The 13459-nt window shown below is 72.4% G+C and carries 11 protein-coding genes and 1 tRNA gene; 6 read left to right on the top strand and 6 right to left on the bottom strand.

Annotated elements, in window-relative coordinates:
- Positions 1–174 precede the first annotated feature (174 nt).
- Complete coding sequence (locus tag OHA34_RS26570) at positions 175–1251, bottom strand: alkene reductase (RefSeq protein WP_329519250.1); 1077 nt, start codon at positions 1249–1251, stop codon at positions 175–177.
- A 101-nt stretch (positions 1252–1352) separates the two neighbouring features.
- On the opposite strand from OHA34_RS26570, the gene OHA34_RS26565 reads away from it, so the two are divergent.
- Together OHA34_RS26565 and OHA34_RS26560 are read left to right on the top strand one after the other, a co-directional pair.
- Positions 1353–4184, top strand: coding sequence for a helix-turn-helix transcriptional regulator (locus tag OHA34_RS26565; protein WP_329519249.1), 2832 nt, complete (start codon positions 1353–1355; stop codon positions 4182–4184).
- Positions 4162–5061 (top strand): ADP-ribosylglycohydrolase family protein, encoded by a 900-nt coding sequence (locus tag OHA34_RS26560; RefSeq protein WP_329519248.1) that lies wholly within the window; start codon positions 4162–4164, stop codon positions 5059–5061. Before OHA34_RS26565 ends, OHA34_RS26560 begins: the two co-directional genes overlap by 23 nt.
- A 52-nt stretch (positions 5062–5113) precedes the next feature.
- Here the strand turns inward: OHA34_RS26560 and OHA34_RS26555 are convergent, their stop codons facing one another.
- The 3 genes from OHA34_RS26555 to OHA34_RS26545 form a co-directional block, all read right to left on the bottom strand.
- The gene (locus tag OHA34_RS26555) at positions 5114–6226 is read right to left on the bottom strand and encodes a PP2C family protein-serine/threonine phosphatase (RefSeq protein ID WP_285938870.1); all 1113 of its coding nucleotides are present in this window, start codon (positions 6224–6226) and stop codon (positions 5114–5116) included.
- Positions 6227–6572: 346 nt separating this feature from the next.
- Complete coding sequence (locus OHA34_RS26550; RefSeq protein ID WP_329519247.1) at positions 6573–7283, bottom strand: dienelactone hydrolase family protein; 711 nt, start codon at positions 7281–7283, stop codon at positions 6573–6575.
- A gap of 2 nt (positions 7284–7285) precedes the next feature.
- A complete protein-coding gene (locus OHA34_RS26545) occupies positions 7286–7699 on the bottom strand; it encodes a PaaI family thioesterase (RefSeq protein ID WP_329519246.1) in 414 nt (137 codons plus the stop codon).
- A 24-nt stretch (positions 7700–7723) separates the two neighbouring features.
- Between OHA34_RS26545 and OHA34_RS26540 the strand changes: the two genes are divergently transcribed.
- Entirely contained in the window at positions 7724–9037 is a 1314-nt protein-coding gene (locus OHA34_RS26540; protein WP_329519245.1) for a cytochrome P450, read from the top strand.
- Here OHA34_RS26540 and OHA34_RS26535 read toward each other — a convergent pair.
- Positions 9010–10032 (bottom strand): hypothetical protein, encoded by a 1023-nt coding sequence (locus OHA34_RS26535; protein ID WP_329519244.1) that lies wholly within the window; start codon positions 10030–10032, stop codon positions 9010–9012. The two genes, OHA34_RS26540 and OHA34_RS26535, sit on opposite strands and share 28 nt — an antisense overlap.
- A gap of 116 nt (positions 10033–10148) precedes the next feature.
- On the opposite strand from OHA34_RS26535, the gene OHA34_RS26530 reads away from it, so the two are divergent.
- On the top strand, positions 10149–10994 hold the full coding sequence (locus tag OHA34_RS26530) for a hypothetical protein (RefSeq protein WP_329519243.1): 846 nt from the start codon (positions 10149–10151) through the stop codon (positions 10992–10994).
- Between the two features lie 131 nt (positions 10995–11125).
- Positions 11126–11201: transfer RNA gene (locus OHA34_RS26525), tRNA-Lys, on the top strand.
- Positions 11202–11703: 502 nt separating this feature from the next.
- Here the strand turns inward: OHA34_RS26525 and OHA34_RS26520 are convergent.
- Positions 11704–11931: a hypothetical protein gene (locus OHA34_RS26520; protein WP_285938876.1), complete on the bottom strand. Its 228-nt coding sequence runs from the start codon at positions 11929–11931 to the stop codon at positions 11704–11706.
- 1011 nt (positions 11932–12942) lie between these two features.
- Here OHA34_RS26520 and OHA34_RS26515 point away from each other — a divergent pair.
- Positions 12943–13356: a hypothetical protein gene (locus OHA34_RS26515; protein ID WP_329519242.1), complete on the top strand. Its 414-nt coding sequence runs from the start codon at positions 12943–12945 to the stop codon at positions 13354–13356.
- The last annotated feature ends 103 nt before the right edge of the window (positions 13357–13459 follow it).

Below are 13459 nucleotides of genomic sequence, written 5' to 3'. Positions count from 1 at the left end.
GTTCGACGCGCCGGCTCAGGACGAGCACGGCCCGGGATCGCTCCCGGGAGCATGCGTCAGGTAAGGCGAGGCCCCGTGCCGGGTGAGCGGTACGGGGCCTTCGTCGTTCCGCGCGGTCTCCTTGTACTACCTCGCGTCGCGGGGGTTCGTCGTCTCCAAGGCGTCTGCGGATGCTCAGTCCTCAAGGGACGGGTAGTCGGTGTAGCCGCGGTGGTCGCCGCCGTAGAAGCCGGCACGGTCGGCCTCGTTGTACGGACCGCCGGCCTTGATGCGCGCGGGAAGGTCGGGGTTGGCCAGCCACAGCTCCGCGAACGCGATGGCGTCCGCCACTCCCTCGCGCAGCGCGTCCACCCCGTACTCCGGCTTGGCCGGGAACGACTCGGGCGTGGGGTGCGGGTTGAGGATCAGCGTTCCGGGCCACTGCGCCCTCAGCACGCGGGTCAGGTCCCGGTCCCCCAGTTCCATCACGTGCAGGTACGCGAGCCCGAGCGGAGCGAGTTCGCGCACCAGCGCCGGGTAGAGATCGGCGGTGTCGCTCTCGCTGATGCCGTTGATGGTGGCGCCCGGCGACACGCGGAATCCGACGCGTTCCGGTCCGATCGCCTCGCTGACGGCGCGCGCGACCTCCACCGCGAACCGGATCCGGTTCGCGATCGTGCCGCCGTACTCGTCGGTCCGCCGGTTGCTGCCGTCGGCGAGGAACTGCTGGATCAGGTAGCCGTTGGCCCCGTGCACCTCGACACCGTCGAAACCGGCCGCGACCGCCTTGCGCGCGGACTCCGTGAAGTCCTCCACAGTCTGCGCGATGTCGTCCAGGGTCAGCTCGCGGGGGACGGGGTGGTCGAGCATCCCTTCGGGCGTGTAGAGCTGCCCACCGGACGCGAGCGGCGACGGCCCCACGGGCAGTGCTCCGTCCGGGTAGAGCACGGGATGCCCGATCCGTCCCGCATGCATGATCTGCACGAAGATCCGGCCGTCGCGCTCGTGCACCGCGTCGGTCACCTTCCGCCACGCCTCGGTCTGCTCACCGGAGTGCAGCCCGGGCGTCGACACGTAGCCCTGGCCGATCACGCTCGGCTGGGTGCCCTCGGTGATGATCAGCCCGGCGCCGGCGCGCTGCGCGTAGTACTCGGCCACCAGCTCGTCCACCCGGCCGTCCGCGGTCGCCCGGCTCCGGGTCATCGGGGCCATGACCAGGCGGCTCGGCAGGTCCAGCTTGCCGACGAGTACCGGCTCGAACAGTTCCTTCATGACTTCCTCCTATGGACGTTTTCGCTGGTCATGAAGCTACGAGCAGGCGGGTACGGGGCGAATCCGTAAAGTTTCGGTAGTTCGCCCCGTAGTTTTGAACCGTGCTCTACGGGCGTGAACAGGAACAGGCTCACCTCACCGGCATGCTCAAGGACGCGCGCGACCGACGCCGCAGCAGCGTCCTTCTGCTGCGCGGGGAGGCCGGCATCGGCAAGTCCGCGCTGCTCGGCTGGTTCGCCGAGTCGGCCGAGGCGGTGGGCGACGGCGCGGCGACGCGGGTGCTGCGGCTCGCGGGCGTCGAGGCGGAGGCGTCCATGGCGTTCGCCGGGCTGAACCAGCTGCTGTGGCCGGTACGAGACCGCATCGACGCGCTCCCCGCTCCGCAGGCCGCCGCTCTGCGCGCGGCGCTCCGGCTGCCCGGTCCCGCCGAGGGCGACGCGGCGGACGTCGTGCAGGACCGGTTCACGACCGGGCTGGCGCTGCTGACCCTGCTGGCCGACCTCGCCGACGACGCGGCCGTGCTGTGCCTGGTGGACGACGCTCAGTGGCTCGACACCGCGACGGCCGAGGCGCTCCTGTTCGCCGCCCGGCGGCTCGCCGCGGAGGGCGTGGTGATGGTGTTCGCCACCCGCGACGCGGCCCTCACCGCGACCGGGCTCCCCGAGGCGCAGCTGAACCGGCTGGAGGACTGCCAGGCCCGATGGGTGCTGGCCGGGCTGGACCTGCCGCAGCCGATGCGCGACCGGATCGTCCGGGAGGCGGCGGGCAACCCCCTCGCGCTGCTGGAGTTCGGGGCCGGACGCCCGGGAACGCCGGACGGCTCGACGCCGCTCCCGGTCCCCGACCGAGTGGTGGCGGGCTTCCAGAGCCGGATCGGCGCGCTGCCCGAGAGCACCCGGCTGATGCTGCTGATCCTCGCCGCGGAGGGACGCGGGCACATGCCGAGCCTGCTCGGCGCCGCGCGCGCGTTCGGGGTCGGCCTCGCGGATCTGGAGGAGGCCGAGCGGGCCCGGCTGGTCGCCGTGACCGGCACGACGGCCGCGTTCCGCCATCCGCTGATCCGGGCCGCGTCCTACCAGGGTGCGGTCGCCGCGCGGCGGATCGCGGTGCACGAGGCGCTGGCGGCGGCGGCCGAGGACCCCGACTGCCGGGCCCGGCACCGGGCGTCGTCCGCGCTGAGCGCGGACGAGGACGTCGCGGCCGAGCTCCAGCGGGCGGCCGAGCGGGCGCAGGACCGCACCGGGCACGGCGTCGCAGCGGCGCTGTTCCGCCAGGCCGCCGAGCTGACCCCGGGTCGGCACGCCCGCACCGAACGGCTGGCCGCGGCGGCCAGGGCGACGCTCCAGGCCGGCCAGCCCGCCGAGGCGGACGAGCTGGCCGTCCGGGCGGCGGAGCTCACCACGGATCCGGCCGAGCACGCGCGGCTCGGCCTGGTCCGCGCCGCCGTCGAGTTCGAGCGGGGCGATCCGCGGGCCGCGGCGCGCACGCTGGTCGAGCACGCCGCGGGGGCCGCGTCCGCCGATGCCCCCGGCCTGCTCCGCACGGCCGCGGCGTACGCGTGGACGGCCGGTGAGGCGCCCGCCGTCCTCCGGGCCGCCGAACTGCTGCGCGCGTCGGAACGGGACGATGAGACGGTCCAGGGCATGGCCCACCTGGTCGTGGGCGACTACGCGCACGGCCTCCCCCTCCTGGCCGGGCAGGTCGCCAAGGCGCGCAAGGCACTGCGCAGCTCGTCGGCGCTGTCCGACGGCGCATGGTCGGGCGGAGAAGCGTCCAGTGGCATCTGGCCGGCTGGCGACCGGATTCTCGCCGCGCGGGTAGGGCTCGTCCTAGGCGACGACGAGGCGGCACTGGAGCTGGCCTCCGCCGAGGCCGTGCGCTGCCGCGCACAGGGACTGGTCGCGGCACTCCCGGACGTCCTACAGGCGCAGGCTCAGGCGCAGATCGCCGTCGGGCTGCACCAGGACGCGGAGGCCGCAGCGGCCGAGGCGATCGCGCTGGCGTGCGACACCGGCTTCGCGTGGCGCCAGGGGCAGCTCGGCACCGTCCTAGCGCGTATCGCCGCGATCGAGGGCGACGAGAACCGGCTTCAGGAACTGACGGCCGCGACGGGCACAGCATGCGCGGCCGGAGCGGCCAGCGGCGGCACGAGCACGGGCGCGCGCGTGAGCGGCGCCGAGGGGCCGTCATGGCGATGGGACGCGGCGAGCGCGCGGGGACTGCTCGACCTTGGGCACGGCCGCTACGACGAGGCGTTGCGCCGGTTCGATGAGGCCGGGCAGCGGCCCCAGTGGTACACCGCGAGCGCCATGCTGTCGTCCGCCGACCATGTAGAGGCAGCCGTACGCGCGGGGCACCCTGAAGAGGCCCGTCCTGTACTGGAGCGGCTCCGGAAGTGGACGCAGGCGGGTCGGCAGCCGTGGGCGCTCGCTGTGGTGCTGCGCTGCGAGGCGCTGCTCAGCGACGAAGAGGAACCGTACGCGGCGGCTGTACGGCAGCACGAGCAGGCGATGCGTCCGTTCGAGCGGGCCCGTACCGAACTGCTGTACGGCGAGTGGCTCCGCCGCGCCCGCCGCCGTTCGGACGCGCGCGTCCCGCTGCGTTCGGCAGTGGAGGTCTTCGAGCGGTTGCGCGCGGCGCCGTGGGCCGAACGGGCCCGTGCGGAGCTGCGCGCGACGGGCGGGACCGGCACCGCCGCCGAGGCGACCGCGTCCAGCATGCTCGACCGGCTCACGCCGCAGGAGCGCCAGGTGGTCCGGCTGGCCTCCGAGGGAAGCAGCAGCCGGGAGATCGCCGCACACCTGTTCCTCAGTCCCCGGACGGTGGAGTACCACCTCTACAAGGCGTATCCGAAGCTCGGGATCTCGTCCCGTCGTGAACTGCCGCGCCTCCGTGCGACAGTGGCGGGCGATGACCTCCTCCGAACGCGCTGAACGCGCGCACGCCTCACTGCTCGGCCTGGCGCTCGGGGACGCGCTCGGCTCCCAGTTCTTCGTCCCCGCCAACCGCTCCGCCTTCGACGCCCGGACACTGCCGCCAGGGCCGTGGCAGTGGACCGATGACACCGAGATGGCCGCCTCGGTGTTCCTCGTGCTGACCCGCTATGGGACGGTCGACCAGGAGGCCCTGGCGACGAGCTTCGCCGAGCGGCACGACTTCGATCGCGGCTACGGGCCTGGGACGGGCCGGCTGCTTCGGCTCGTCCGGGAGGGCGGCGACTGGCGGACGCTCGCGCGCGAGTCGTTCGACGGTCAAGGCTCCTGGGGGAACGGTGCCGCGATGCGCGTCGCCCCACTCGGCGCCTGGTACGCGGACGACCCTGCCGAGGCCGCCCGGCAGGCCGCGCTGTCAGCCGAGGTGACGCACCCGCATCCGGAGGCGATAGCGGGCACGGTCGCCGTGGCCGTCGCCGCCGCCATCGCCGCCGCTTCATCCACAGCTTCGTCCCCTGCCCCGGGGCCGTTCCTGGATGAGGTGCTAGGGCACGTCCCTGTGGGGAAGGTGCGCGACGGCATCGCCGAGGCACGCCGTCTACTGACGATCGGCGATCCCTCCACGGCCGCCGCGGTGCTTGGCAATGGGCGGCAGGTCGCCGCGCATGACACGGTGCCGTTCACGATGTGGGCGGCGGCGCGCAACCTCGGCGACTACGAGAGGGCCTTCTGGACGACCGCCGCCGCAGGGGGCGACATCGACACGACCTGCGCGATCGTGGGCGGCATCGTCGGCGCCACCGCCGGCCTCCCGTCCCGGTGGACGCGCGACTGCGAACCGCTGCCCGCCTGGTGCAGTCCGCTCTCGGGCCCCTAAGCCGCATCGCCGCGTGACCATGTCCGCCTTAGCGGCGTCCGCTCCAGCGGCGTCAGCGCACCGGCGGCCGGGCCTGCTGGCTGCTTCTGGTCACCGGGGTGTCGGGCACCGCTGCGGGCAGGGTGGTGAGGTCCGGTTGCAGCAGGATCAGGGTCAGGTCGTCGCCCGTCGGGTCGCCGGCATGCTGGTAGAGCAGGTCGAGGAGCTGCTCGAGCCCCTCCTCCAGGTCCGGAGCGGCCAGAGCGGCCCTGACCTGTTCGCGGCACAGGGGGAAGGACGTGCCGTCGGCGTCGCGGGCGTCGGTGAGGCCGTCGGTGTAGAGCAGCAGCCGCTGGTTGCGCCGCAGCCGCACCCGGTGCAGCCGCGGGTCGGGCGACAGCCCCAGCGGCGGGGACGGCTCGGGCGACTCCATCAGCTCCAGCACCCGTCCCACCCGCACGGGCGGAGGGTGCCCGCAGTTGACCAGGCGCACCTCGCCGGGGACGAAGTCGGCCAGCAGCAGGGTGACGAAGTCCTCCGGGCCGAGCTCGGGCTTGATGCGGCCGTCGATGGCGTGCGCGAGGCGGACCAGGTCGGGCTCGGCGGCCGCGGTCTGCCGGAACGCCGACAGCACCGCCGCAGCGAGCTGCACCGCGTCAAGCCCGTGCCCCTTAACGTCGCCGAGGACCAGCCGGGCCCCAGCGGACGTGACGACGGCGTCGTGCAGGTCGCCCCCGACCAGCGCGTGGTCGGACGCCGACCGGCTGCGCATCGCCAGGCGGGTGTCGCCGAGCCGGGACGGCAGCGGGTGGACGATGGCGCGCTGGGCGAGCTCGGCGATGTGGGTCATCCGGGCCAGGGACCCGGCGGCGCGGGAGCGGGAGCGGGCGATCAGCGCCGACCACACCCCGCCGATCGCCACGCCCAGCACCTGCGCGGCGTGATCGAGGTCGAGCAGCGGCCAGGTGCCGCGCAGCCCGGGGAGCGCGACCGCGAGCGTGATCGCCACGGTGGCGATCACGGTGGTAGCGCGTGCGGTCAGCCGCACGGCGGCCAGCAGCGGCCCGACCAGCAGCAGTCCGACCGGGGAGGCCGCGGCGGAGGCGGCGTCGGCCAGCGCGATGGCCGCCTCGACCGTGACCACCATCAGTGACCAGGCGTGGGGCCGGCCTCGGCGTGAGAGCACCCGACCGCCTCCATGACGAGGATTTCCCTGGGATGTACTTCGTGTGAGTAGTCACTTTCTCACTATTGGTGACGCGTCGCGGAGAGATCGGGCAAGCTGCGGTCACGACGGATGGCGGGGTCGAGCCGGACGGTGACGATCATGACGATCGGTGAACGGCGGTGGGGAAACCTGCCCGCGGAACTGACGAGCCTGGTCGGACAGGGGCCGGAGCTGGCCCAACTGCGCCGCTCGTGCGCGCGGTCGCGGGCCGCGGCGCCCTCGGCGAGCCCGCGTTCCAGGCCGCCTTCCACGCCGGCTACGGCACCGGCGTCACCTACGCCCTCAGCGGCCCGGACGGCGCGCCCTAACGTCCGGACGTGGGCAGCTTCTCGGCGAGGTAGGTCTCGGTCAGCGCCCAGGCCCGCTCGGCCGGTCCAGGCTGGTAGAACATCGGGGCCGTGCGGTTGTGGAAGGCGTGCCCGCCGTCCTCCTGGACGTGGATCTCGAAGCCGGGCCGTCCGTCCACCGCGCGCTCGACCTCGGCGACCTGCCCGCGCTCGATGAACGGGTCGGAGCCGCCGAAGTGGAACTGGACCGGGCCGCTGATCCGGTCGAGCAGGTCCAGTCGGCCCGGCACGCCCGAGCCGTAGAACGACACCGCCGCGTCCAGCCTCGTCCGGGCGGCGAGGAGGTAGGCCAACGTGCCGCCGAAGCAGAAGCCCAGCGCGCCGGTGCCGCCGGAGACCTCGGGCAGATCGCGCAGGCGCGCGAGGGACGCCACCAGGTCGTCGACGCCCTTCGCCTCGTCGAAGCGCGACGAGATCCGCATCGACTGCCGCACCGTCTCCTCGGTGGCCTCGACGGCCCAGCCCGGCCGGATGCGCCAGAACATGTCGGGCGCCGCCACCACGTACCCGAGCGCGGCCAGGTCGGCGGCGACCTCCCGCAGGTACTCGCCGACCCCGAAGATCTCCTGGATCAGCAGCAGGCCGGGGCCGGTTCCGGACGCGGGCGTCCGGACATGCAGCGCGAACCCGCCGTCGTCGACGGTCACGGTCTCGGTTCGGGTCGGCATCGTCATCCCATGAGCGCGTAGACGGCGGTGGCGCGGGCGGCCGGCTCGGACCGCCCGTCGGCGGTCATCGTGACGTCCGCGAACGCCAACGTCCGGCCGAGCTTGGTGATCCGCACCGCGACCAGCACGTCCACGCCGACGACCGGGCGTTGGAACGAGGTGCTGAGCTGCACCGTCGTCATCGGCACGAACCCGCCCTTGGCCGCCGCCACCGCGACCACCGTCGCGGTGTCGGCCGCCGCCATCAGCGCCTGCCCGGACAGGCCGCCGCCCTCGCGGGCCAGCCGGTCCGACCACGGCAGCCGCAGGGTCGCGCCCCCGTCCCCCACCTCCTCGACCGTCAGGCCGAGCTCCAGCACCCAGGGCGCGACGTTGTCGCGCAGGATCTTCTCGCCGTCCGCGGGCTTCACCGTCACCCCGCCATGATGCACGCTGGAGCCATGCTTGAGGAGATCTTCCTGCCCGGCACCTATGCCGCCGACGTGCCGTACGCGACGTTCCGGCGGCTGCGCGCCGAGACCCCGGTGGCGTGGGTGCCCGAGCCCGCCGTCGGGCCGTGGCCCGCCGGCACCGGCTACTGGGCGGTGTTCCGGCACGCCGACGTCCGGCACGTGCTGCGCTCGCCGGAACTGTTCTCCTCCCACCTCGGCGCGACGCAGATCCGCGACCCCGACACGCCCGAGGACCTGGAGTTCGTCCAGGCGATGATGCTCAACCAGGACCCGCCGGGCCACTCCCGGCTGCGCCGCATCGTCGCCGCCGCGTTCACCCCCCGCGCCGTCCGCGCGCTGGAGGCGGCCATCGACGACCGGGCCCGCGGCCTGGTCGCGTCCGCCCTGGACGCCGGCGAGGCCGACTTCGTGGAGGTGGCCGCCGACCTGCCGGTCTGGACGCTCGCGCACATCATGGGCGTGCCGGCCGCCGACCGGCGGCTGCTGTACGACTGGGCGTCCCGCGTCATCGGCTACCAGGACGCCGAGTACGCCAGGCTGTCCACCGCCGACACCGCCTCGATGAGCCCGATGGCGCGCGAGGCCGCGGCCCGCCGCCCCGCCACGCTGCGCCATCCGGACGGACGGCCGATGAACCCGCGCTCGTACCCGGCGCTGCTCGACATGTTCACCTACGCGCACGCGCTCGCCGAGGCGAAGAGCCGCGAGCCGGGCGAGGACGTGATGTCGCGGATGCTCGTGGGCGGCCTCAGCCGCGACGAGTTCGAGAACATGTTCTTCCTCCTCGCCGTCGCGGGGAACGAGACGCTGCGCAACGGCATCCCGGGCGGGCTGCTGAGCCTCCTGGACCACCCCGGCCAGCTCGCCCGCCTCCGCGCCGACCCCGCACTGCTCGCGCCGGCGGTCGAGGAGATGCTCCGGTTCTGGCCCCCGGTGATGGACTTCCGCCGCACCGCCACCCGCGACCTCGAACTCGGCGGCCAGAGGATCGGGGCCGGCGACAAGGTCGTGGTCTACCACGCGTCGGCCAACCGCGACGAGACCGTGTTCACCGACCCCGACCGCTTCGACGTCACCCGCTCCCCGAACGACCATGTGAGCTTCGGATTCGGGCCGCACGTCTGCCTCGGCGCGCACCTGGCCCGCACCCAGATGCGCGCCGTGTTCCGCGAGCTGCTGCCGCTGGAGATCGAGCTCGCCGGGCCCCCCGACCGCCTGGCGTCCAACTTCCAGAACGGCCTGAAGCACCTGCCGGTCCGGCTCCGGAGGACCGGTCAGCCGTCGCACGTCTCCCAGGAGTAGGGGGAGGCCTGGCCCCTCCTGGAGCCCTGGGGGGCGACGGAGATCGTCCCGTCCGGCCGGATCCCCGCCTCCAGCCTGCTGGTGACGATCTCGCACGAGACGGTGATCCGCTTCCGGGGCCCGTCCTCCCTGGCCCCGGTGGCGCGCAGCTCGACCGTCCCGCGCCTGCGGTCGGTGATCGACAGACCGGTGGTCCCGACGGCCACGACCGGATACTCCTTCACCTTCCAGGTGATGTCCTCGATGCCGAGGATGTAGCCGCCCGGCCGCCTGATGTTCTCCCCGACGCCGAACGTGCAGTCGGGCACTTCCACCTCGTTCTTCCCGACACACCCGTCCACATAGGCGTTCACCGCCTGCGACACCGCCCTCTCGCCGCGCGAGGTCAACTCGATCTCCGACGTGTCGGCTGCCGCGATCTCTCCCGGGAGGAGGAGATCGGACTCCTGCGCGACCGTGAACAGGTCCGGCCGGCCCTGGTAGTAGCGGTAGGCCCCCGGGAACAGCAGGTACTTCCCGTCCAGGCGATCGTCCGGGACCCGCACGCCGCCGATCTCCACGTACCAGAGCGCCGTCGACCCGAACTCGACCTCGGCGAACGGTTCCTTGATGCGGAGCCCGCCGTTCTCCTTAACCACCTCGATCTCGGTGCGCCCCCGCACCTTTCCCGAACCGAGCACGGCCGTCACTGTGACGGATTCGGCGCCCTCGTAAGCGGACGTCTCCTCAAGGCCGAGGATCTCCCAGTCGCCGCTCATCGCCGCGGCCTTCAGGAACGACGCCTCCTTCCCAGAGGGCCGCTTCTTCGCGATGCGCAGCGCCTCACCGACCTTCCGCTCTTTGACGGCCGTCAGGTAGCTGCGGACCAGCTTCACCGAGTCCGGGCTCCGGTCCGTCCCCGGCACCAGGCCGCCCGCCACCAGAACCAGCGTCCCGGCCAGGAAGACCACCGCCACCGATGACCACCGGCGCCGGTAGGCGTACTCGCCACTCATACCCACCTCCGTTCAGGTCGGATGAGCGCCCGCCCCGCCAAGATCGCCCCTGACCGCTTCCGGTCACACCGCCAACTCCCGCTGCTGCTGTCACGTCCAAAGGGCGGAGGTAGATCTTGACTGAGCGGCGACTCCTGACCGGCCCCCTGGGCAACCGCGCGTCCCTCGCGGCGGCCCTGGTGTGCGCGGTGCTGATCGGCGTCCTCGCCTGGCCCAGCCAGATGGACGCGCCCCTCCCGGCCCCGCCCCCGCCCCGCGTCCGCCAGATCACCACCGCGAAGGACGACTCCGGTGACGACGGCCGCGCCAGGACCGTCGAGCACGGCTTCACCGCCCTGGAAGACGCCGCCCGCGAGCACCTCGTCTCCTGGGGCGTCATCCTGGAGAACACCAGCCACCGGATGACCGCCAGGCTCATGGTGACCGTCACGATCCTCGATCGCGCCGGAAAGCCCGTGCTCACCGAGCAGCTCGACGCCGACATCGAGCCGGGCAAGCGCTTCGGCCTGGGCGACACCGCCTACGTCAAGCGCCCCGGCGCCCGCACCATGAAGATCGAGCTGAGCCGCCCCGAGTGGTGGCCGACGACCAGCGCGGTCCCGCCCCTCGCACCCGTCACCGCCAGCCAGGTCAAGGGCCGGCTCCGCAAGTACGACGACGATCAGTTCTACCTGGTCTCCGGCCCGAAGGGCCCTCGCGCCGAGGTCCACCGGGAACGCCGCCTGGACCTCGACCTCACCTTCCGCGCCGACTCCGGCCACCGCACCACCCTCGACAACCCGTGGGCCATCGCGATCCTCCGCGACAGGTCCGGCCGCATCCTCGGCGCCACCAAGCGCATCGACAGCGACCCCCAGGCCAAGTACCCGCCCGGCTGGTCCTTCCAGAAGATCCGCGCCAGAGGCGTCCCCGCCGCCACCGCAGTGGAACGGACAGAGGTCTACCCCCAGTCCGTCCGCTAGCCGCTTACCGAGATGCGTCGGGCCGGGACCGCCCTCTAGACTCGTTCCGAGCCCCCGACGGGCTCCGCCGACGTCCTCACCCGCGGTCCCGGAGATCCACCGGCCCCAGGACCCCGAACAGGACCCGGCGAGGGTCGCTAGCTCAATTGGCAGAGCTCCGGACTTTTAATCCGTAGGTTGTGGGTTCGAGTCCCACGCGACCCACCACCTATGACCAGGACAAACGCGAAAACGTCCCACTTTGCCCACTGCCCGCAATGCCCCGCTTTGTTCCCCTGTTAGCTCCATGTTGGCTCGGCGGCTCGATCCGGGCCTCCAGCGCCCCCGACCGACCCTCGTCCCCACGCTTCCCAGCCCCCCTCAACTCCAGCCATCCCACCCACAGGACCGGCATCCGCACCCGACCGCAGCAACCACCTGCGGACTCCATCCGAAGGCATGCCTACTAACGACACATGCCGCTCGTGCGCTCCAGCCACCCCGCAACCTCACCGCAGACCGCTTGGCCCGCAAGGTGTCACGTGATGACGGTGCCCACAACCACCGGACAACCGGGCCGACGCACAAGGCCAGCAACGAACCCGGGGCCTATAGGCCGTCGGAGGATCGCCGCGGCGTCCTTGACGCGGCCGAGGTCGATGCGGTGCCAGGCCAGACTGCCGCTGTCAACGGGCTCTTGCCGTTCGAGGAGAGCGACGGCCTCCTCCGTTCAGCCGGCGTCGGCCAGCAGCTCGGCGATGGCCCAGGCCGTGTACCAGGTGCCCCCCTCGGGATGTGCCATCGACAGCTCGATCGCCTCTTCAGGACGGCCGCACGCGACCATCAACGGCAGCCGCATCCGAAAGAACTCCCATACCTCTTTGCCGCGGCGCTCTTTGAGGGTGTCGAGGTAGGCCAGACCGTCCTCGGGATGGCCTCGGTCGGCTAGCAGGTGCACAGCGTGCCGACGAGCCAGTCCTCTGCGCCGTCGGCGCGTCCGTGAGCGAGCGCGACACCTCCGTCGCCTCCTCGCCCCGCTCGTGCCGCATCGATAGCTCTGCGAGATGCACCCGCCCCGCGGTAATCCCGGACCGGCGTATCACCTGGCTGCCGGTCCCCCGCGATCGCCTTCTTCACATCACCGCGTTCCTCCAGCAACTCTGCGAGACATTACGCGGCGTCGCCAATGGACTCGGTCGCCGCGTACGCACGCAGTTCCTCGATCCGGTCGTGCTGGGCCAGCTGGTCCCGCTTGACCGAAGTGATGCAGTTGGCCAAGCAGGGGGCGGGCGCCATCGACGCTCCAGGCATATCGAGGACTGATCCGCTACCACCTGATCGCCCAACTCGGACACGTACGGGTGCAGGCTTTCACTGCTGACCAAGGCGGTTCGACTCGACAGCGTGGCCCTGCGGACGTCCACAGGTCGGCGGGCGGCTCGGGCATGACCAGTCCTGGCCATCCATGGACGAAGCGCAAGTTCCTTACCAGCGTCCGAGACACTCCGGGTTGAAGCTCGGCCGCTTCAGACCGCGAACGTGCATCACCAGTTGATGCACTCTCTTTGCCGAGTGATGCACCGTCGCTCGACCCGTCGGACTCGATCTTGATCACTCGATGCCGCGCCCTCGTTCCGCCTCTACGGCTGCGCAGCCGCGCTGCTCGTGGTCATCTGCGCGTGCGGTATGGCCGACCGCAAGGCGGCAGTCGATCAGAGCGCGCCCCCAGCGATCCGGCCGACAACACTGAGCTTCTTCCAGCGTGACATGGTCTCGCGGAGTTGCAGAGTGTGGATGGCCTTGGCGATGCGACCGCGATAGGGGCAGGCGGCGTTCCTGGAGCAGGCGGGATGGCCAATGGTGAACCTAGTGCCACCCGAAGTCGGATGGCAGCGTTACTGTTCTTCGCTCCCGGAACGACGACGCTGATCCCGTGCCCGATGAGGCGGGCACGGAAGGAGATCACCCCATGGCCACCAGCGCGGCGTCCGTCGAGCAGTGCCTGACCGGCACCCCGTGGGCGATTCGGCTCGGCCAGGCCGCTACGGAGCGGCCCGCGCTGGAGATGTACGAGGCAGAGACACTGGTCGACGTCGTCGTGCGGTCATCGGTGGCGCCGGAGATGCTGCGGGGCGCCCGGCGCGGCGTCTCCTGCGGACGCCCGTGCGCCATCGCCTGGGGCCGGCTGCCGGCCGATTCGACCCTCCCGGTGGTGCTGTTCACCGGCGGCCGATTGGCCTGCCGGAAGCAGCGCGCCGAAGTGATCGCGGTCGGCGGGTTCTGCTGGCTGGCCATCGCGTACGGGCGGTTCACCACCGTCGGCGTCGAGCACCGCGGCACCTCGTGCGGACGCCTGCGCATCCGGCGCGGCCGCCGGTCGTGACGGTCGCCGCCGACGCGGAACGCGCGGCGGCGAGCGATCCCTTCCCTGATCCCCCGTCCGGCCGGCGACGGCCGAGTTCCATCGCGTCGAGATAGAAGGCACC

Source organism: Spirillospora sp. NBC_01491 (assembly GCF_036227065.1).
Lineage (GTDB): Bacteria > Actinomycetota > Actinomycetes > Streptosporangiales > Streptosporangiaceae > Spirillospora > Spirillospora xylanilytica.
Note: the sequence above shows the minus strand (reverse complement) of the source record. Positions and strands in the feature narration are given on the sequence as shown.